Here is an 18,677-nt window from a genome sequence, read left to right as displayed (position 1 = left end):
GTTATTCACGACCAAGGTCGCGGTGCACCACCTTCACGGCCATACCGTCCTCATTGGACAGGCGCTGGGCGAGCTCCTCGGACAGCGCCACGCTGCGGTGCTTGCCGCCGGTGCAGCCGACGGCGAGCGTCAGGTACCGCTTGCCCTCGCGCTTGTAGCCGGCGCCGATCAGGCGCAGCAGCTGGTGGTAGCGGTCGAGGAACTCCTCGGCGCCCTCCTGCGAGAGGACGTAGTTGCGGACCTCGCCGTCGAGGCCCGTGTGTTCGCGCAGCTCCGGGATCCAGAACGGGTTGGGCAGGAACCGGACGTCCATGACCAGGTCGGCGTCCATCGGCAGGCCGTACTTGTAACCGAACGACAGCACGGTGACCCGGGTCTGGGTGCTCGCCTCCGAGCCGAAGGCGTCCTCGATCTTGGCGCGCAGGTCGTGCACCGACAGCGAAGACGTGTCGAGCACCAGGTCGGCCTCTTCGCGCAGCGGCTCCAGCAGCGCCCGCTCGGCGGTGATGCCGTCGGCGAGGCGGCCGTCGCCCTGCATCGGGTGGCCGCGGCGGACGGCCTCGAAGCGCCGGACCAGCACGGCGTCGGTCGCCTCCAGGAACAGCACGCGCGGCTTGTAGCCGCGGGCGTCGAGGTCCTTGATCACCGAGGCCAGGTCGTCGGTGAACGCGCGCGAGCGCACGTCCATCACCACCGCGACCTTCGTGATCGCGCCGCGCGCCTGCGCGCCCAGCTCGACCATGGTGGCGATCAGCTCCGGGGGCAGGTTGTCGACGACGAACCAGCCCAGGTCCTCCAGGCATTTGGCCGCCGTGCTGCGGCCCGCCCCGGACAGCCCGGACACGACCGCGACCTCCATACCGGAGCCGCGGATCTCCTCTTGCGCACTCACTGTGTTTCCCTACTCCCCTGCTTCTGTGCCGCTGCCGGCGCCGGACTCCCCGGCCAGCGCGGCGACCACGGCCTCCGCGGTGCGCCTGCCGAAGCCGGGCACCGCCTCGATCTCCTCGATCCTGGCCTGCTTGAGCTTCTTCACCGAGCCGAAGTGCTTGATCAGCGCGGTGCGGCGAGCCTGCCCCAGCCCGGGCACACTGTCCAATTCGGACGTCTGCATCCGCTTGGAGCGCTTCTCGCGGTGGTAGGTGATGGCGAAGCGGTGGGCCTCGTCACGCAGGCGCTGCAGCAGGTACAGCGCCTCCGACGTCCGGGGCAGGATCACCGGATCGGGGTCGGCGGGCAGCCACACCTCTTCCAGCCGCTTCGCCAGCCCGACGACGGCGATGTCGGTGATCCCCAGCTCGGCCAGCACGTCCGCGGCCGCGGTGGCCTGCGGGCCCGCGCCGTCGACGACCAGCAGGTTCGGCGGGTAGGCGAACTTCTTCGGCCGTCCGGTCTCCGGGTCGAGGCCGGGCTTGTCCGTGTCCTCCGCGGTTTCCTTGAGGTAGCGGTAGAACCGGCGCCGCACGACCTCGGCGATCGAGGCGACGTCGCCCTCGGTGGCCGCCTCGCGCAACGCGAACCGGCGGTACTCGGACTTGCGCGCGAGCCCGTCCTCGAACACCACGAGCGACGCCACGACGTCGCTGCCCTGGATGTGGCTGATGTCGATGCACTCGATGCGCAGCGGCGCGGTGTCGAGGGCCAGGAACTCCTGCAGCTCGGTCAGCGCCGCCGAGCGGGCCGTCAGGTCGCCGGCGCGGCGCAGCTTGTGCTGGGTGAACGCCTCCCCCGCGTTGCGCTCGACGGTCTCGGCCAGCGCCTTCTTGTCGCCGCGCTGCGGCACCCGCAGCTGGACCTTCGAGCCACGCAGCCCGGACAGCCACTCGGCGAGCGCGTCCGCGTCCGCGGGCAGCTCGGGCACCAGCACCTCACGCGGCACGACCGGACCGGAGTCGACGTCGTCACGGGCGTCCAGCTCGGCCTGCTCGCCGTAGAACTGGGTGATGAAGTGGTCGACCAGCGCCTTGACGTCCATCTCCTCGGCCTTGTCGATCACCCAGCCGCGCTGGCCGCGGACCCGGCCGCCGCGCACGTGGAAGACCTGGACGGCCGCCTCCAGTTCGTCGTGCGCGAACGCCACGACGTCGGCGTCGGTGCCGTCGCCGAACACCACGGCCTGCTTCTCCATGGCCCGCCGCAGCGCGCCGAGGTCGTCACGCAGCCGGGCGGCGCGCTCGAACTCGAGGTCCTCGGAAGCGGCCGCCATCTCCGCTTCCAGGCGCTTGATCATGACGTCGGTCTTGCCCGCGAGGAAGTCGCAGAAGTCCTCGACGATGTCCCGGTGCTCCTCGGCCGAAACGCGGCCCACGCACGGCGCCGAGCACTTGTCGATGTAGCCGAGCAGGCAGGGACGGCCGATCTGGCCGTGCCGCCGGAACACCCCGGCCGAGCAGGTGCGGGCCGGGAACACGCGCAGCAGCAGGTCGAGCGTCTCGCGGATGGCCCACGCGTGCGAGTACGGCCCGAAGTAGCGGACGCCCTTCTTGCGGGCGCCGCGGTAGACGTGCAGGCGCGGGAACTCCTCGTTCAGCGTCACCGCGAGCACCGGGTAGCTCTTGTCGTCGCGGTAGCGGACGTTGAACCGCGGGTCGAACTCCTTGATCCAGTTGTACTCGAGCTGGAGCGCCTCGACCTCGGTGGTGACGACGGTCCATTCGACGCTCGCCGCCGTCGTCACCATCTGGCGGGTGCGCGGGTGCAGGCCGGAGAGGTCGGCGAAGTAGGAGTTCAGCCTGCTGCGCAGGCTTTTCGCCTTGCCGACGTAGATGACCCGCTTCGACGCGTCGCGGAACTTGTACACGCCAGGGGCCTCCGGGATGCTTCCCGGAGCGGGTCGGTAGGTGGTCGGGTCAGCCACGCCCCCAGCTTATGGGCCACCACCGACAGTCCCCGCCGCCCCCCGGTCTGCCGCGGCCGGTCGTGACCCGCGTCCCCGCCGGAAGTAGGGCTTTGGTCCGGATCCGACTTTGGTGGGTGTCCCCCTGCGTGACGCGGTGGTTACTTTCCGACCGGCCGGTCCGGTCCCCCTCCGAAAGGATCACCACCGTGAGCTCTCTCCGTCTCCTCGGCGCCGCGTCCGCGGCCGCCGTCGCGCTGACCCTCGCGGGCGGCGCCGTCGCTTCCGCCGGCGTCCAGCCGGACATCGTCGGCGGCGGCACCGCCCCCGCCGTCTCGTGGGGCGCGCAGGTGTACGTGAACACGCCCGGGCGCGACTACCAGGGCTTCAACTGCTCGGGCACGGTCGTCGCCGCGCGCTGGGTCATGACGGCGGTGCACTGCCTCGACCAGGACGGCTCGGGCATGTACGTCCGGGTCGGCAGCAACACGCTGCTGTCGGGCACGAAGATCGCCGTCGACGGCGAGCACGAGTCCCCGAACGGCGACATCGCGCTGCTGCACCTGGCGTCCGCGACCAGCGCGGCGCCGATCGCGCTCGGCAGCTCCGACCCGGCCACCGGCAGCACCAACCAGATCTACGGCTGGGGCCGCACCACCCCGACCGGCCCGCCGGCGACGTCGCTGAAGACGGCGAACGTCCAGGTCACCGGCCGGTCGACGGACGCCTACGGCGGCCGCGCGATCCAGAGCGTCGGCATCGACGGCTCGGCGTGGAAGGGCGACTCGGGCGGGCCGCAGGTGTCCGGCGGGGTGCAGGTGGGCGTCGCGTCGACGGTCCAGAACCAGAGCGGGACGAACACGCGCGGCACGAACAACTACGCGAGCGTGGCCGCCAGCCGGTCGTGGATCCGGACGACCGCGGGCGTCTGAGGCGATCCCGGGGCGGCGCTTCGGCGCCGCCCCGGTTTTGTCGGTGCGGTGTGGGATGCTCGCGGCATGCGGATCGCCACCTGGAACGTGAACTCCATCGTCCCCCGCCTGCCCCGCGTGCTCGACTGGCTGGAGAAGACGGCGCCGGACGTGCTGTGCCTGCAGGAGCTGAAGAACACGACCGAGGCGTTCCCGGCGGCGGAGATCGAGGCGCTGGGCTACGAGGTCGCGGCGTACGGGCTGGGGCGCTGGAACGGCGTGGGCATCGTGTCGCGGGTGGGGCTGTCCGAGGTCGTGCGCGGGCTGCCGGGCGAGCCGCAGTTCGACGGCGCCGCCGAAGCCCGCGCGATCGGGGCGACCTGCGGCGGGGTCCGGGTGTGGTCGGTGTACGTGCCCAACGGACGTGAGCCGGCCAACCCGCACTACCAGTACAAGCTGGAGTGGCTGGAGGCGTTGCGGTCGCTGGTCGCTTCGGAGGTCGCGGCCGATCGGCCGTTCGCGGTGCTGGGCGACTTCAACGTGGCGCCGACGGACGCGGACGTCTGGGACATCACGCTGTTCGCGGAGTCGACGCACGTGACGAAGCCGGAGCGGGAGGCGCTGGCCCGGCTGCGCGATCTCGGGTTGTCGGACGTGTTCCCGCGGCCGCTGAAGTACGACCACCCGTTCACGTACTGGGACTACCGGGCCGGGAACTTCCCGAACAACAAGGGCATGCGGATCGATCTGGTGTACGGGAACGCGGCGTTCACCGGCGCGGTCAAGGATTCCTATGTGGACCGCGAGGCCCGGAAGGGCAAGGGACCGTCGGACCACGCGCCGATCGTGGTGGACCTGGACCTCTGACAACGCCGGTCACGGCGGCGGCGGGGCAGGGACAGCGCCCCAATGCGGCCTTGGTTGCGTGAGACGCATCCAAGGGCCCCTTGGGTGCGTCTCACGCACCCAAGGGCCCCTTGGGGCGCTTGAGAACCGGGTCAGCCGCCCGTTGCCGCGCGGTGCAGTTTTCGCAGTGCCCGCACCGCTTCCACCGCGCGGCCGCGGTCCACCGCCTGGATCGCCATCACCGCGTGGTACTCGTCGTCCGGCAGTTCCAGCCGGGCCCACGACGCGCCGTCCGGGAAGCTCACCGACAGCACCTCGTGCCACGCGAAGCGGCGGGTCACCAGCACGTTCCGGACCTCGATGCCCTCCGCGTCGGCCCGCACGCGGGCGATCGCGAACAGCATCACGCCCGCCGCCAGCAGGATCCCGATGCCGACCATCGCCGCCTGGTCGGACCGCTGGAAGTGGACGCCCGTGTTGCCGTTGCGCAGCAGCACCGCCACCACCACGAACACCGCCAGCAGCGCCACCGCCAGCACGCTGCACATGATCATCGCCCGGCGCGGGCGGATCACCACCGTCGTAGCCACGCTCACACGAAACCCCGCTCGGTCCACGGCTGGCGCAGGCTCCGCAGCACGTGGGCCGTGTCCAGTGCCGCCACCGTCGCCTCGTAGCCCTTGTCCTCCTTGGCGCCCGGGCGGCCCGACCGGTCCACCGCCTGCTCGTGCGTGTCGCACGTCAGGACGCCGTTGCCGACCGGGGTGCTCTCGTCCAGCGCCACCCTGGTCAGCCCCGCCGTCACCGCGTCGCACACGTACTCGAAGTGCGGGGTGCCGCCGCGGATGACCACGCCCAGCGCGACCACCGCGTCGTGGCTGCGGGCCAGCGCCTGCGCCACCACCGGAAGCTCGATCGCGCCCGCGACGTGCACGACGGTCGGCTCCTCTTCCAGCCCGGCTTCGCGGGCCGCGGCCAGCGCACGCTCCAGCAGGACGTCGGTGATGTCCGCGTTCCAGCGGGTCGCCACGATGCCGAGCTTGAGGGCCTTGCAGTCGGACAGGTCCAGCGAAACGTCGGGACGGCCTTCGCCGCTCACTGTGCTCCTCCATCGGCGTGCTCGGGGCCGGCGCCGACCTGGTCGTAGTGCTCCAGCTGCGCCAGGTCGTGGCCCATCCGGTCGCGCTTGGTCCGCAGGTAGCGCAGGTTCTCCGGGTTCGGCGAGATCGGCAGCGGCACGCGCCCGGTGACGCGCAGGCCGTAGCCCTCCAGCCCGATCCGCTTGGCCGGGTTGTTCGACAGCAGCCGCATGGTGCGGACGCCGAGGTCGCAGAGGATCTGCGCGCCCGTGCCGTAGTCGCGGGCGTCGGCCGGGACGCCCAGCGCGAGGTTCGCGTCCACCGTGTCGGCGCCGTCGTCCTGCAGCTGGTAGGCCTGCAGCTTGTGCAGCAGCCCGATGCCGCGGCCCTCGTGGCCGCGGATGTAGAGCACGACGCCACGGCCCTCGGCCGCGACCGCCTCCAGCGCCGCTTCCAGCTGGGGGCCGCAGTCGCAGCGCAGCGAGCCGAAGACGTCGCCGGTCAGGCACTCCGAGTGGACGCGCACCAGGATGTCCTGGCCGTCGCCGATTTCGCCGTAGACGAACGCGACGTGCTCGATGCCGTCCAGCAGCGAGTCATATCCCACCGCGCGGAACGTGCCCGCAGCCAGGGGGATCCGCGCTTCGGCGACCCGCTCGACCTGCTTCTCGGTGCGGCGGCGGTAGGCGATCAGGTCCGCGATGGTGATGATCGCGAGGTCGTGGTCGGCCGCGAAGACCTCGAGCTCGTCGCGGCGGGCCATGTCGCCTTCGTCCTTCTGCGACACGATCTCGCACAGCACGCCCGCCGGGGCGAGCCCCGCCATCCGGGCCAGGTCGACCGACGCCTCGGTGTGCCCCGGCCGCCGCAGCACGCCGCCTTCCTTGGCCCGCAACGGCACGACGTGCCCGGGACGCCGGAAGTCCTTCGCCGTCGACGACGGGTCGGCCAGCAGCCGGATCGTGTGCGCGCGGTCCGCGGCGGAGATGCCGGTGCTGATGCCCTCCGCGGCGTCGACCGTGACGCTGTAGGCGGTGCCCCGCGCGTCCTGGTTCGTGTGGTACATCGGCGGCAGGTCCAGCCGGTCCGCCTCGGCCTCGGTCAGCGCCACGCACACGTAGCCCGAGGTGTAGCGGACCATGAACGCCAGCAGCTCCGGCGTCGCCTTCTCCGCGGCGAAGATGAGGTCGCCCTCGTTCTCGCGGTCCTCGTCGTCGACCACGACGACCGGTCGCCCGGCCGCGATGTCCGCGATCGCCCGCTCGATGGCGTCGGCGTCGAACGCCGCCCCGGTGCCGCACGGGGTCCAGCCCGCCTCGGGCTCTGCCGCGCTCGTCTCACTCATGACCGCTCCTCCGTGCCGCCGTCCCGATTGTGCACCTGGTCGCGGATGTGTGCCTCGGCCAGCTTTTCCACGTACTTCGCGACCACGTCGACCTCGAGGTTGACCAGGTCGCCCGCCTCGCGGCGGCCCAGCGTCGTCGCTTCCAGGGTGGTCGGGATCAGGGCGACCGAGAACTGCTCGTCGCCGATCGCCGCGACCGTCAGCGACACGCCGTCGACCGCGATCGACCCCTTCTCGACCACGTACCGGGACAGGTGCTTCGGCAGCGCGAACGTCGTGACGCCGTTTTCGTCGCGGCCGAGGAACACGCCGGTCCCGTCGACGTGGCCCTGCATGATGTGCCCGCCGAGCCGGCCGCCCGCCGGGGTGGCGCGCTCCAGGTTGACCCGGTCGCCGACCGCGACCTTGGCCAGGCTCGAGCGCTGCAGCGTCTCGTGCACGACGTCGACGGTGAACTCGCCGCCCGCCACCTCGACGACCGTGAGGCACACCCCGCTGACCGCGATCGAGTCGCCGTGTCCCGCGTCGCTGGTGACCAGCGGGCCGCGTACGCGCAGCCGTGCCGCATTGGTCAGCTGCTCGACCGCGGTGACCTCGCCGATCTCCTCGACTATGCCGGTGAACACGTCCGCTGCCTCCTCGTGAGCCGGTCGGTGAGCCGGTCCTTCCATCCAACACCCGCCGCGGCCCGGTGGCTTCTCCGGTGCCGCCGCCGGGTTCAGCCGGCCCGGCCGCGGGCCGCCTGCTCGCGCAGCGCGGCGACCGCCTTGCCCGGGTCGCCGGCGCCGTAGACGGCGGATCCGGCGACGAAGCAGTCGACCCCCGCCTCGGCGGCCTGCTCGATGGTCTCGGCGTTGATCCCGCCGTCGATCTCGACGACCAGCTTCAGGTGGCCGGTGTCGACCAGCCGCCGGGCCGTGCGGACCTTCTCCAGGACGTCCGGGATGAACGACTGGCCGCCGAAGCCCGGCTCGACCGACATGACCAGCAGCGTGTCGTAGTGCTTGAGCGCCTCGAGCCACGGTTCGAGCGCGGTGCCGGGCTTGATCGACAGGCCGGCCTTCGCGCCCGCGGCTCGCAGGTCCTTGGCCAGCGCGACGGGGTCCTTCGCGGCCTCGGCGTGCACGGTGACGTTGTAGGCGCCGGCCTCGGCGTAGCCGACCGCCCAGCGGTCCGGGTCGTCGATCATCAGATGGCAGTCGATCGGCACGTCGGTGCTCTTGAGCAGCGCCTTGACCACGGGCAGGCCGAGGGTCAGGTTGGGCACGAAGTGCGCGTCCATGACGTCGACGTGCACCCAGTCGGCGCGGGCCTCGCCGGTGCCGGCCACGGCGGCGATCTCCTCGCCGAGCCGGGCGAAGTCCGCGGACAGGATGCTGGGGGCTATCAGGGGTCGGTCTGCCACGTCCCGAGTGTAGGAGGCGGCTGCTAACGCTCGCTAACCGGTTGTGACCAGGATCCGGCTCATCCCGCGAGCTTCGACGAGCGCGAACCGCAGCCAAGCCGTGGTCATCGCCCGCGGAGCCGACGCCCGGGGCGTCTCGCCGGTCAATCACCGACGTGGTGCCGGTCACCCGCCGGAAGGCAGGAGTTCGATCAGCCGCCACCCGCCGGTCATCCGGCGGCCGTCCCCGGCACACATGCAAGAGGACTAATGACCCGTGTCCGAAATCCGGGCCTTACCTCCCGAAATCCCCCAATGAGGAGAAACATGGCTTCGCTCTTCGCCGGCCGCCGCCGGTGGCTGGTCGCGGGCGCGCTGGGCGCCGCGCTGGTCGCCGCCGCTCCGGTCGCACTGGCCACCAACGGCTCCGGCAACGCCGACGCGCGCTCGGCAGGTACGGGTGACCGCACCGCCGACGTCCGCGCCGTGATCCAGGGCGGCCACGCCCGCAACGTCATCCTGTTCATCGGCGACGGCATGGGCCAGTCGGAGATCACCGCCGCCCGCAACTACGAGCGCGGCGCCGCGGGGCGGCTCGCCATGGACGAGCTGCCGCTGACAGGCGACTACACGACGTACGCCGTGGAGCAGAACAACCCGGCCAAGCCGGACTACGTGACCGACTCGGCCGCGTCCGGCACCGGCTGGGCCACCGGCACCAAGACCTACAACGGCGCCATCTCCGTCGACGCGTACGGCAACCCGGTGCCGACGATCCTCGAGCTGGCGAAGCGCAACGGCCTGCGCACCGGCGACGTCACGACCGCCGAGGTCCAGGACGCCACGCCGGCCGTGCTCGGCGCCCACGTCGTCAACCGCGACTGCAAGGGCCCGGACGAGACGACCGCGAAGTGCGCGAAGAACGCCAAGGAGAACGGCGGCGCCGGGTCGATCGCCGAGCAGCTGGTGCAGACCCGCCCCGACGTCCTGCTGGGCGGCGGCGCGAAGTACTTCAACCAGAAGGTGAAGGCGGGCAAGTTCGCCGGCCAGACCGTGCTGGATCAGGCGAAGGCGGCCGGCTACGCGGTCGTCGGCTCGGCGGCGGACCTGGCCGCGGCGAAGCGGGGCAAGCCGGTCCTCGGCCTGTTCGCCGACGGCAACATGCCGGTCAACTGGACCGGCCCGGCGGCCGTGCACGGCGGCACCGCGCCGGCCCGCTGCGCCCCGAACCCGAAGGTCCCGGCGACGCAGCCGAAACTGGCCGACCAGACCCGCAAGGCGCTGGAGCTGCTCGACGACCGCCACAGCGACAAGGGCTTCTTCCTGCAGGTGGAGGGCGCGAGCATCGACAAGCAGGACCACGCGGCCGACCCGTGCGGCCAGATCGGCGAGACGGTCGACTTCGACGCGGCCATCGCGGCGGGCGAGGCGTTCGCCCGCAGCCACCCCGACACGCTGGTGCTGGTGACCGCCGACCACGGGCACAGCAGCCAGATCGTCGAGCCGACGGCGACCCCGGGCCTGACCGCGACCCTGATCACCAACGAGGGCGCGAACATGACCCTGGCCTACGGCACGGCGGAACCGGGCGGCTCGCAGTCGCACACCGGTACCCAGGTCCGCATCGCGGGCATGGGCCCGCAGGCGGCCAACGTCGTCGGCCTGACCAACCAGACCGACCTGTTCGGCACCCTGAAGCGGGCGCTGAAGCTGCGCTGACCCGCAACGTCGGGTGGGGCAGGCCCCCGCAGCGATCCGGCGGCCTGCCCCATGCCCACCGGCGTCCGGGTTCCCTAGCGTGGGAGCACCGAGACACCAGGGGGTTGTTCATGCGGAAATCCTTGCCCGGCAAGCGGATCGTCGCGGCCGGCACGCTCGTCACGCTGCTCGCGGCGACCACCGCGGCACCGGCGCTCGCGGCCACGGCGAGCCCGTTGCAGCGGGCGCTCGACCGCGTCACCACCCAGGGCGGGGCGCCCGGCGCCGAGGCCGTCGTGGCCGACCACGGGCGTGTCACCGAGGCGCGCAGCGGCGTCGGCGACGTGACCACCCGGACGCCGTACCCGCGGGACGCGAAGTTCCGGGCCGGCAGCATCACCAAGACGTTCGTCGCGACGGTGGTGCTGCAGCTCGCCGCCGAGGAGAAGATCGACCTCGACGCGCCGATCGAGCGGTACCTGCCCGGGTTGCTCACCGGCAACGGCAACGACGGCCGGAAGATCACCGTGCGCCACGTCCTGCAGCACACCAGCGGGCTCTACAGCTACACCGAAGACCTGCTGGGCACGGACCCGGAGGCGGTGCGCCACCGCGGCGCCGAGCCCGGCGAGCTGGTCGCGATGGCCCTGCGGCACCCGCCGCTGTTCGCGCCCGGCAGCGGATGGTCCTACTCCAACACGAACTACATCGTCGCCGGGATGCTCGTCGAAAAGCTGACCGGGCACAGCGCCGCCACGGAGATCACGCGCCGGATCACCCGGCCGCTCGGCCTCCGCGGCACGTCACTGCCGGGCCGCGGCGACGAACGCCTGCCCGCCCCGCACGCGCGCGGATACGTGCCGGGTCCGGCCGACTTCACGGAGTTCGACCCGTCCATCGCCGGCACGGCGGGCGCGCTCGTGTCGACGGGCCGCGACCTGGACGCGTTCTACACCGCGCTGCTGGGCGGCCGCCTGCTGCCCGCGGCGCAGCTCGCGGAGATGAAGCGGACGGTCCCGGTGCCGGGCGAGCCGGGCACGGACTACGGCCTGGGCCTGTTCCACCGGACCCTGCCGGACGGCACGCGGTACTGGGGCCACGGCGGCGACATCTTCGGCTTCGCCACCCTGGCGGGCGTCCTCGACACCGGCCGCAGCGCGACGGTGTCGGTCAACGAGGACCCCGCGCCCGACGCCGTCCGCGACGACACCGAGGCGGCGTTCGCGGTCGCGCTGAGCCGCAAGCCGGCCGGAACTGTCGGGACCGGCCGGTAACGTGGAAAACGGGAGGCGCCCCCGCGGGCTGCTCGGTATTCGCCCCGGTCGCTCGCCTGACCCGGGCAGGTGCGTCACCGGGCCTCGCCGGAATGGCGCCCCGCGACCCCGGCTCAGGGCAGCAGGTCCAGGACCTCGGTCCACGGGCGGTCCGGATCGAGCCGGTGCAGCGTCACCCCGGCGTCCGCGAGGGTGCCGAGGTGGCGCTGCCACGCCGGGTGGTGCGCCCGGGTGTCCTGGATCTGGTAGGCCACCACCATCGTGATGCCGGGCGCGCCGAGCACGTCGCCCAGCACCGTCAGGGCCTGGTTGTCCGCGATGCCCAGCGCCAGCTTCGCCACCGAATTGGCCGACGCCGGGGCGAAGAGGAACACGTCCGGGTCCGGGTGCGGCCGCGGCTCGCCGGGCAGCCGCGAGACGCTGCGGACCGGCAGGTCCGTGCACGCGGCGACGTCGGCGAGCCCGCCGGTGTGCTCGAGCCAGCGGTACGCCGTCGGCGTCAGCGTGATCGCCGGCCGCCAGCCGCGGGCCGCGGCCGGTTTCGCCAGCTCGGCGGCGAACCGGACGTCCAGCCCGCCGCACGACGAGGCGACCAGCCCGAGGTCCCTCACGGCTTGCGCAGCACGGCGCAGAACATCGCGTCGGTGCCGTGGCGGTGCGGCCAGAGCTGCACGTACGGCCCGTCGCCCAGCTCAGGCACGCCCGGGAAGAACTCGCGCGCGTCCAGCACCTCGCCCTTCAGCCGCCGCGCCGTCTCGCCGAAGACGCCTTCGGTCTCGGCCAGGTGCGGCGAGCAGACGACGTAGGTGAGCGCGCCGCCCGGCCGCAGCAGGGCGTAGGCCGCGGTGAGCAGCTCGCCCTGCAGCTTGGTCAGGTCCGCGACGTCCGAAGGCTGACGGCGCCAGCGCGCCTCCGGCCGCCGCCGCAAGGCACCGAGCCCGCTGCACGGCGCGTCGACGAGGATCCGGTCGTAACCCGGCTCGAGACCGCTTTCGCGCCCGTCGCCGACGTGGACCCGCACGGGCAGGCCGCCGGTGGCCTTCTCGACGAGCTTCGCGCGGTGCGGCGCCTTCTCGACGGCGTCCACAGTGGCCCCGCTCAACGCGGCGAGCGCGCCGAGCAGCGCGGCCTTGCCGCCGGGGCCGGCGCACAGGTCGAGCCAGCGCTCGTCGGAACCCGCCAGGGGCACCTTCGTCGCGGCGATCGCGCAGAGCTGGCTGCCCTCGTCCTGGACCGCGGCCAGCCGCTCACGGACCGGTTCGGCGTCGGCCGGGTCACCGGCACCGGCGGGCAGGCGCACGCCGTAGGGCGAGTACGGCGCCGGGTCGCCGCCGGTGATCGCGGCCAGCTCGTCGGCGCTGATCTCGCCGGGACGCGCGACCAGGTGCACCTCGGGGCGCGCGTCGTCGGCCTCCAGCGCGGCCTTGAGGCCCGCGCCCTTGTCGCCCAGCGCTTCGGCGAACGACCGGGCGATCCAGCGCGGGTGCGCGGTGCGCAGCGCGTAGGCGCCGATCGGGTCGGCCGACTCGTCCGGCGCCAGCTCGTCGAGCCAGGCCGCTTCGTCCTTTTCGGACACTTTGCGCATGATGGCGTTGGCGAAACCCGTGGCCCACGAACCGGTTTCGGCGCGGACGAGGTCCACAGTGGACGTCACGGCGGCGTGCTCGGGGATGCGGGTGCGCAGCAGCTGGTAGACGCCGAGGCGCAGCGCGTCGAGCACCGCGGGGTCGGTCTGCGAGAGCGGGCGCTCGGCGCAGGCCTCGATGACCGCGTCGAGGAGGCCCTGTGCCCGCGACGCACCGTACGCGAGTTCGGTGGCCAGCGCGGCGTCCCGGCCGGTGATCCGCCGCTCGCGCAGCAGGTCCGGCAGGACGAGGTTGGCGTAGGCGTCCTTGGTCCGCACGGCGGCGAGGACGTCGAACGCGGCCTGGCGGGCCGGATCGATCTCCGGCGGGCGGCGCGGGCCCTCCTTGCGCGGCGCCGGGCGGCCCCGCTGCGGTCGTGACGGGCGTCGTTCCCTGTGGTCGTTCACCGGAGGCGCTCTCCCTGATCGATCCTCGTACCGCGCGCCCAGTCGGTGGCCGCCATCCGTTTCTTGCCGGGTGCCTGGACGTCACCGAGCCGCAGCGGCTTCGTCGCCGTGCCGACCAGCACCCGTTTGCGTTCGACCACGATCTCGCCCGGCGGCGGGCCGGGTTCGTCGAGCACCGTGACCGGGCCGAGCTTGAGCCGTTCCCCGCGGAACTCCGCCCACGCGCCCGGGTCCGGCGTGACCGAGCGGATCTGCCGGTCGACGGCGGCGGCCGGGTCGGCGAAGGACACCCGCGCGTCCTCGACCGTCACCTTCGGCGCGTAGCTGACGCCTTCGGCGGGCTGCTCGCGGGCGACGAGGGTGCCGTCGGCCAGACCGTCCATGGTGGACAGCAGGAGCTTGGCCCCGGACTCGGCGAGCCGTCCGAGCAGGGCACCGGCGGTGTCGGCGGGCCCGATGGGCTCGGTGACGACCCCGTAGACGGGCCCGGCGTCCAGCTCCTTGACGATCCGGAAGGTGGAGGCACCGGTGATTTCGTCACCGGCGCGGATGGCGGCCTGCACGGGAGCGGCGCCGCGCCAGGCGGGCAGCAGCGAGAAGTGCAGGTTCACCCACCCGAGCCGCGGAACGTCGAGGGCGGCCTGCGGCAGCAGCGCCCCGTAGGCGACGACGGGGCAGGCATCGGGCGCGAGCTCGGCGAGCCGCGCGAGAAAGGCGGGATCACCGGCGCGCGCGGGTGTGAGGACCTCGATGCCGTGCTGGTCGGCGAGGGCCCCGACGGGCGAGCGCAGGACCCGCCGCCCCCGCCCGGCCTGGGCATCGGGCCGGGTGACGACGGCGACGACCTCGTGCCGGCCGGACTCGAGCAGAGCCCGCAGCGCGGGAACGGCCGGCTCGGGAGTGCCGGCGAAGACGAGCTTCATCGGCCCACCCCCGGCGGGAGCAGGGTTTCAGGTGGCTGGAACATCGTGGCCGAGTCTAGAAGGCGCCGTCCGGCCGGGCGCGCTCAGCTCGGCACCGGCTGTCCACAGGGCGACCGCGTTGTGGACAACCCGCCCCGAGCTGCGGGTTTTCGCGGCTGTTCGTCCGGCGTTCCGATAGGCTGGACATGGGCACGCCCCGTTACCTTTGTAGTTCCTGATCAAGGAGCTGTGGTCGCGCATGACACCGTCGGGGCGCTGCCGGTCGCGGTCACCCGCGCCGCCGGACACCCTTTGGCGTATCTGCTCGGTCTAGCCATGCGCCGCATCGCCGACCTCTACCCTGGCCGCGCCAAAACCGACGCCCGCGACGCGTACGTCATCGCCGACACCACCCACTCCCTGCCGCACGCCCTGCCGTCCAGTCGACGTCGGCGACGAAGCGTTGGCCGAGCTGGAGGTCTCACCGGCATTCACCCACCCTCGAGCACGCCATCGCGGCACCGCCAAGGCCGTGCGACGCAACTGAGCGCGATCGCCCAGGTGCACGCACCGCGCCCAGGCGAAGAACTTTCCGAGCCGAACACGATCGCACCGGGCGAGCAGGCCGTCACCGTCCCGGGCACCGCCCCGCCGGCATCGCCCTCCCGAGGTCAGCCGCCAGCCGCCTTCATCCGCCTGGGCCGCCGCCGCTGCGACGTCCGGTACGCCATGCTCCGCCGGCGGCACGCCGACCACGCCGCGGCTTCACAACCCCGGGAGGGCGGGGGCCGCCCGCTACCAGCGCACCGGCCACACCACCTGCGCCGCGCCCTGGCCGCGCCGCACCGGTTCCGCTGCCGCCAGCCAGCGGCCGTCGCGCAGGTGCTCCACCCCGGTCGCCGCGCCGATCTCCGCCGGCGATGTCGAGAAGCCCTGGCCGCGCGCCCGCAGCTCCGCCGTCTCCGGCTGGTCCAGGAACGCCTGCTCCACCTGGGCCTGCGCCGAGTTGCGCTGCGATGCCCGCGGTGCCGCGATCGCGTCCTCCAGCGACAGGCCGCGGTCGAGCCGGCCCAGCAGGACCTGCAGCACCGTCGTGATGATCGACGCGCCGCCCGGGGAGCCCGTCGCGAAGAACGGGCGGCCGTGGTCCAGCACGATCGTCGGCGCCATTGACGAGCGCGGCCGCTTGCCCGGGCCGGGCAGGTTCGGGTCCGGCACGCCCGGCGTCACCGGCGTGAACGAGAAGTCGGTCAGCTCGTTGTTGAGCAGGAACCCGCGGCCCGGGACGACGATGCCGCTGCCGCCCTCCTGCTCGATCGTCAGCGTGTAGGCCACGACGTTGCCCCACTTGTCGGCGACCGTGAGGTGCGTGGTGTTCTCGCCTTCGTACGGCGTCGGCGCCGCGGTGGCACCCGCCTGGCACGGCGCCGGGTGGCGGGGGTCGGCGGGGGCGACCGGGCTGGTCGCCGCCTTGTCCTTCGAGATCAGGCACGCCCGCGAGTCGGCGAAGCGCTGGCTCAGCAGCTGCCGGGCCGGGACGTCGACGAACGCCGGGTCGCCGATCCAGCGGTTGCGGTCGGCGAAGGCGAACCGCGTCGACTCCAGGAAGTACTGCAGGTAGTCGGCCTTGCTCGCGTGCTTCAGGTCGAAGTTCTCGAGGATGTTGAGCGCCTCCCCGACCGTGAGCCCGCCCGAGGACGGCGCCGGCATGCCGTAGACGTCGAGACCTTCGTAGGTCGCGTGCGTCGGGGTGCGCTCGATGGCGCGGTAGCCGGCGATGTCGGCGGTGGTGAGCTTCCCGGGCCGCACGTTCAGCGTCGAGGCCGGGTCCTTCGGCGGCTGCTGGACGGTCTTGGCGATGTCCTCGCCGATCGGACCCTGGTACAGCGCCTCGACACCCTGGCGCTCGAGCTGCGCGTAGGTGTTCGCGAGGTCGGGGTTGCGGAAGACGCTGCCGGGCACCGGCGGCGCGCCGCCGGGCAGGTACAGCGACCGCGTCGACGGGAACGCCGCGAACCGGGCGGCGTTGTTCGCGACCTGGGTCTGGAACGTCGAGTCGACGACGAACCCGCGGCGCGCCAGCTCTTCCGCGGGCTTCAGCGACTTCGCCAGCGACCGCGTCCCCCACTTGCGCAGGGCCTCGGACCACGTCGCGGGCGTGCCGGGTACGCCGACGCTGAGCCCGCTCGTGACCGCATCGGCGAACGGCAGCGGCCGGCCGTTTTCGACGAACAGGTTCGCGTCGGCCGCCTGGGGCGCGGTTTCGCGGCCGTCCAGGGTGTGGACGCGGTGGGTCTTCGCGTCGTAGTAGACGAAGAACCCGCCGCCGCCGACACCGGCGGAGAACGGGTCGGTGACGCCGAGCGCGGCGGCGACCGCGACGGCCGCGTCGACGGCGTTCCCGCCGTCGCGCAGCACCTGCGTGCCGATCGCCGTGGCGTCAGCGTCGATGCTGGCCACGGCACCCCCGAACCCGACGGCGACCGGCGACTTCGGCGTGGGCGTGGCGGCGGAGGCGGGACCGGCCGCGACGGTGGTCGCGAGCGCGGCCGTGGCGGCGAGGACGAGGACTCGGCGGCAGCTGTGCGCGGGCATGCGGGCGAGTCTGCCCCTCGGGCCAGGCCCGTTCAAGACGCCAAAGGGCGTGGACCGCGCCGATTCACCCGGTTCGTCAACTTCTTGCGTGTTTCCCCAGACTTCGAAATTGCTTCACATGGAGCAGTGACGTTGCCGTATCCGCTGTAACAGAATCATGCGGCGCGGCCTGCACACCGCGCACCGCGAGGGCAACCGGAAGGACAACCGAAGATGACAGCACAACGACGGTGGCGCCGCCTGCTCGGCGCCGCCATCGCGGTCTCGACCTCCCTGCTGGTCGTGACCGCCGCCGGCGCCGAAGCGGCGCCGGCGGACATCGGCAACCACGAAATGGGCGCGTCGATCCGCGCCCACGACGGGGCGGCACCCGCGGGCCTGGCGCCGGCGTCGGTGGACGCGAGCGTCCCCGGCATCGACGTCAGCTCCTACCAGGGCAACGTGAACTGGGCGTCGTACTGGAGCGCGGGCAAGAAGTTCGCCTACGTCAAGGCGACCGAGGGCACCGGCTACCAGAACGCGTACTTCAGCCAGCAGTACACGGGCTCGTACAACGTCGGCATGATCCGCGGGGCCTACCACTATGGCCGCCCGGACCTCTCGGGCGGCGCGGCACAGGCGGACTACTTCGTCGCCCACGGCGGCGGCTGGTCGAAGGACGGCAAGACGCTGCCGGGCACGCTGGACATCGAGTGGGGCCCGAACAACGCCTGCTACGGCAAGACGCCGTCGCAGATGGTGGCGTGGATCAAGGCGTTCAGCGACGAGTACCACGCGAAGACGACCCGCTGGCCGGTGATCTACACGGCGACGAGCTGGTGGAGCCAGTGCACGGGCAACACGGGCGACTTCAGCTCGACGAACCCGCTGTGGGTGGCGCGCTACGCGTCGACGGTCGGCACGCTGCCGTACAACTGGGGCTTCTACACGTTCTGGCAGTACAGCTCCTCACCGATCGACCAGGACACGTTCAGCGCGGACATCACCCGGCTGAAGGTGCTCGCGACGGGCTGAGCGCATCGAGGGTGGCGCGGCCGGCGAGCGAGCCGGCCGCGTCACCCACGGCCTGGGCCCAGGCCAGATGGAGTCAGGCTGCCTCCTCACCGGCCAGCTCCCCGGGCTCGACCGGCTCGCGGGCCGCCAGGCGGTGGCCGGCCGGCAGGAGCAGCACCTGCGGGTCGACGGGCAGCCGCCGTCCGGCGCGCCCGCGTGAGCGCCGCGGAAGCGCTTTCATCGATGCCCTTGGCCTCCCGGAACAACACCTCTCCGGCCGCAGTGAGCTCGACCCCGGCCGGTCCCCGGCGCAGCAACGCCGAGTTCCGCCGCAGCAGCGAGCGGCCGACCTGTGGGCCGGCACCCCGCCGGGTGTGCCGCCGTTCACGAACCCTTCCCGAAGCGTGGCACGATCTCGGGCACGAGTGGCACGTTCCCGGGCACGCTCATTCCAACCCCGGATTCGGGGTGGGGACGACCCTGGTGACGTGGGTGCGGTCGACGAGCAGGAAGCTTTTCACCTTCGGTTGGAACTCGTTTCGCCAGCGGTCGCTTGGTAGACCTCGGCGTAGCGGGTGTCCCGTTCCTGTTCGTTTTCGAACCGGCGGATCCATACGTAGCCGTCCGGGTCTTCTTCGTCCACGAAGGACGCGATGATCGTCATTCCGCGCTCGGCCTGGAATGGGATGACGGCATCTTCCATGTAGCGGACCCATTCGTCCCGGCGGCCGGGCCGGACCTGGTAGCGGCCGATCTCGTCGAACATCGGCGCGTCTCCAGGG

At 72.5% G+C, this 18,677-nt stretch carries 18 protein-coding genes and 1 pseudogene; 6 read left to right on the top strand and 13 right to left on the bottom strand.

The genetic code is table 11. The features are described from left to right. Window position 1 precedes the first annotated feature (1 nt). Both rapZ and uvrC read right to left on the bottom strand, forming a co-directional pair. Window positions 2-859 carry an RNase adapter RapZ gene (gene rapZ, locus BT341_RS21165; protein ID WP_072477939.1) on the bottom strand — a complete coding sequence of 286 codons (858 nt, stop codon included), beginning with the start codon at window positions 857-859 and terminating at the stop codon, window positions 2-4. A 42-nt stretch (window positions 860-901) separates the two neighbouring features. Continuing rightward, window positions 902-2,857: an excinuclease ABC subunit UvrC gene (uvrC, locus tag BT341_RS21160; RefSeq protein ID WP_072477938.1), complete on the bottom strand. Its 1,956-nt coding sequence runs from the start codon at window positions 2,855-2,857 to the stop codon at window positions 902-904. A gap of 188 nt (window positions 2,858-3,045) precedes the next feature. On the opposite strand from uvrC, the gene BT341_RS21155 reads away from it, so the two are divergent. Together BT341_RS21155 and BT341_RS21150 are read left to right on the top strand one after the other, a co-directional pair. Further along, a complete protein-coding gene (locus tag BT341_RS21155) occupies window positions 3,046-3,768 on the top strand; it encodes a S1 family peptidase (RefSeq protein ID WP_072477937.1) in 723 nt (240 codons plus the stop codon). Window positions 3,769-3,834: 66 nt separating this feature from the next. Next, window positions 3,835-4,614 (top strand): exodeoxyribonuclease III, encoded by a 780-nt coding sequence (locus BT341_RS21150; protein WP_072477936.1) that lies wholly within the window; start codon window positions 3,835-3,837, stop codon window positions 4,612-4,614. A gap of 131 nt (window positions 4,615-4,745) precedes the next feature. Here the strand turns inward: BT341_RS21150 and BT341_RS21145 are convergent, their stop codons facing one another. From BT341_RS21145 to rpe, 5 genes are all read right to left on the bottom strand, one after another. Beyond that, on the bottom strand, window positions 4,746-5,147 hold the full coding sequence (locus BT341_RS21145) for a PH domain-containing protein (RefSeq protein ID WP_425426490.1): 402 nt from the start codon (window positions 5,145-5,147) through the stop codon (window positions 4,746-4,748). Window positions 5,148-5,185: 38 nt separating this feature from the next. Next, window positions 5,186-5,692: a 6,7-dimethyl-8-ribityllumazine synthase gene (ribH, locus tag BT341_RS21140; protein ID WP_072477934.1), complete on the bottom strand. Its 507-nt coding sequence runs from the start codon at window positions 5,690-5,692 to the stop codon at window positions 5,186-5,188. Then, window positions 5,689-7,017, bottom strand: a complete 1,329-nt coding sequence (locus BT341_RS21135) for a bifunctional 3,4-dihydroxy-2-butanone-4-phosphate synthase/GTP cyclohydrolase II (protein ID WP_072477933.1) — start codon at window positions 7,015-7,017, stop codon at window positions 5,689-5,691. Before BT341_RS21135 ends, ribH begins: the two co-directional genes overlap by 4 nt. Continuing rightward, entirely contained in the window at window positions 7,014-7,643 is a 630-nt protein-coding gene (locus BT341_RS21130) for a riboflavin synthase (protein WP_072477932.1), read from the bottom strand. The genes BT341_RS21135 and BT341_RS21130 overlap by 4 nt, the downstream gene beginning before the upstream one ends. Before the next feature lie 92 nt (window positions 7,644-7,735). Next, the gene (rpe, locus tag BT341_RS21125) at window positions 7,736-8,407 is read right to left on the bottom strand and encodes a ribulose-phosphate 3-epimerase (RefSeq protein ID WP_072482095.1); all 672 of its coding nucleotides are present in this window, start codon (window positions 8,405-8,407) and stop codon (window positions 7,736-7,738) included. A 321-nt stretch (window positions 8,408-8,728) separates the two neighbouring features. On the opposite strand from rpe, the gene phoA reads away from it, so the two are divergent. Both phoA and BT341_RS21115 read left to right on the top strand, forming a co-directional pair. After that, window positions 8,729-10,120: an alkaline phosphatase gene (gene phoA, locus BT341_RS21120; RefSeq protein WP_072477931.1), complete on the top strand. Its 1,392-nt coding sequence runs from the start codon at window positions 8,729-8,731 to the stop codon at window positions 10,118-10,120. Window positions 10,121-10,230: 110 nt separating this feature from the next. Further along, entirely contained in the window at window positions 10,231-11,373 is a 1,143-nt protein-coding gene (locus BT341_RS21115; RefSeq protein WP_072477930.1) for a serine hydrolase domain-containing protein, read from the top strand. Between the two features lie 113 nt (window positions 11,374-11,486). On the opposite strand, the gene BT341_RS21110 is transcribed toward BT341_RS21115, so the two are convergent. The 3 genes from BT341_RS21110 to fmt are packed head-to-tail and all read right to left on the bottom strand — an operon-like array spanning window position 11,487 to window position 14,328. Next, window positions 11,487-11,984 carry a flavoprotein gene (locus BT341_RS21110; protein WP_072477929.1) on the bottom strand — a complete coding sequence of 166 codons (498 nt, stop codon included), beginning with the start codon at window positions 11,982-11,984 and terminating at the stop codon, window positions 11,487-11,489. Next, entirely contained in the window at window positions 11,981-13,405 is a 1,425-nt protein-coding gene (locus BT341_RS21105) for an RsmB/NOP family class I SAM-dependent RNA methyltransferase (RefSeq protein WP_143168609.1), read from the bottom strand. The genes BT341_RS21110 and BT341_RS21105 overlap by 4 nt, the downstream gene beginning before the upstream one ends. Next, window positions 13,402-14,328: a methionyl-tRNA formyltransferase gene (gene fmt / locus BT341_RS21100; protein ID WP_072477928.1), complete on the bottom strand. Its 927-nt coding sequence runs from the start codon at window positions 14,326-14,328 to the stop codon at window positions 13,402-13,404. Before fmt ends, BT341_RS21105 begins: the two co-directional genes overlap by 4 nt. On the opposite strand from fmt, the pseudogene BT341_RS47905 reads away from it, so the two are divergent. Next, window positions 14,254-14,748 (top strand): annotated as a pseudogene (locus tag BT341_RS47905) (IS110 family transposase); the annotation flags it as partial. The gene fmt and the pseudogene BT341_RS47905 sit on opposite strands and share 75 nt — an antisense overlap. Window positions 14,749-15,102: 354 nt before the next feature. Here the strand turns inward: BT341_RS47905 and ggt are convergent. Beyond that, window positions 15,103-16,902: a gamma-glutamyltransferase gene (ggt, locus tag BT341_RS21090; protein WP_072477927.1), complete on the bottom strand. Its 1,800-nt coding sequence runs from the start codon at window positions 16,900-16,902 to the stop codon at window positions 15,103-15,105. A gap of 213 nt (window positions 16,903-17,115) precedes the next feature. Between ggt and BT341_RS21085 the strand changes: the two genes are divergently transcribed. Further along, a complete protein-coding gene (locus BT341_RS21085) occupies window positions 17,116-17,916 on the top strand; it encodes a lysozyme (RefSeq protein WP_072477926.1) in 801 nt (266 codons plus the stop codon). 73 nt (window positions 17,917-17,989) lie between these two features. On the opposite strand, the gene BT341_RS45440 is transcribed toward BT341_RS21085, so the two are convergent. After that, window positions 17,990-18,136, bottom strand: coding sequence for a hypothetical protein (locus tag BT341_RS45440; RefSeq protein ID WP_177328869.1), 147 nt, complete (start codon window positions 18,134-18,136; stop codon window positions 17,990-17,992). Between the two features lie 276 nt (window positions 18,137-18,412). Beyond that, entirely contained in the window at window positions 18,413-18,661 is a 249-nt protein-coding gene (locus tag BT341_RS21080) for a putative quinol monooxygenase (RefSeq protein ID WP_218177752.1), read from the bottom strand. Window positions 18,662-18,677 lie beyond the last annotated feature (16 nt).

This window comes from Amycolatopsis australiensis, from assembly GCF_900119165.1.
Classification (GTDB): Bacteria; Actinomycetota; Actinomycetes; order Mycobacteriales; family Pseudonocardiaceae; genus Amycolatopsis; species Amycolatopsis australiensis.
This window is presented reverse-complemented; position numbering and strand designations above follow the sequence as displayed.

Excerpts from the sequence above, each read along its gene's own strand:
- rapZ (WP_072477939.1), bottom strand. The coding sequence starts at position 859 with ATGGAGGTCGCGGTCGTGTCCGGGCTGTCCGGGGCGGGCCGCAGCACG.
- BT341_RS21150 (WP_072477936.1), top strand. The coding sequence starts at position 3,835 with ATGCGGATCGCCACCTGGAACGTGAACTCCATCGTCCCCCGCCTGCCC.
- BT341_RS21145 (WP_425426490.1), bottom strand. The coding sequence starts at position 5,147 with ATGATCATGTGCAGCGTGCTGGCGGTGGCGCTGCTGGCGGTGTTCGTG.
- BT341_RS21135 (WP_072477933.1), bottom strand. The coding sequence starts at position 7,017 with ATGAGTGAGACGAGCGCGGCAGAGCCCGAGGCGGGCTGGACCCCGTGC.
- phoA (WP_072477931.1), top strand. The coding sequence starts at position 8,729 with ATGGCTTCGCTCTTCGCCGGCCGCCGCCGGTGGCTGGTCGCGGGCGCG.
- BT341_RS21115 (WP_072477930.1), top strand. The coding sequence starts at position 10,231 with ATGCGGAAATCCTTGCCCGGCAAGCGGATCGTCGCGGCCGGCACGCTC.
- fmt (WP_072477928.1), bottom strand. The coding sequence starts at position 14,328 with ATGAAGCTCGTCTTCGCCGGCACTCCCGAGCCGGCCGTTCCCGCGCTG.
- ggt (WP_072477927.1), bottom strand. The coding sequence starts at position 16,902 with ATGCCCGCGCACAGCTGCCGCCGAGTCCTCGTCCTCGCCGCCACGGCC.
- BT341_RS21085 (WP_072477926.1), top strand. The coding sequence starts at position 17,116 with ATGACAGCACAACGACGGTGGCGCCGCCTGCTCGGCGCCGCCATCGCG.
- BT341_RS45440 (WP_177328869.1), bottom strand. The coding sequence starts at position 18,136 with ATGAAAGCGCTTCCGCGGCGCTCACGCGGGCGCGCCGGACGGCGGCTG.
- BT341_RS21080 (WP_218177752.1), bottom strand. The coding sequence starts at position 18,661 with ATGTTCGACGAGATCGGCCGCTACCAGGTCCGGCCCGGCCGCCGGGAC.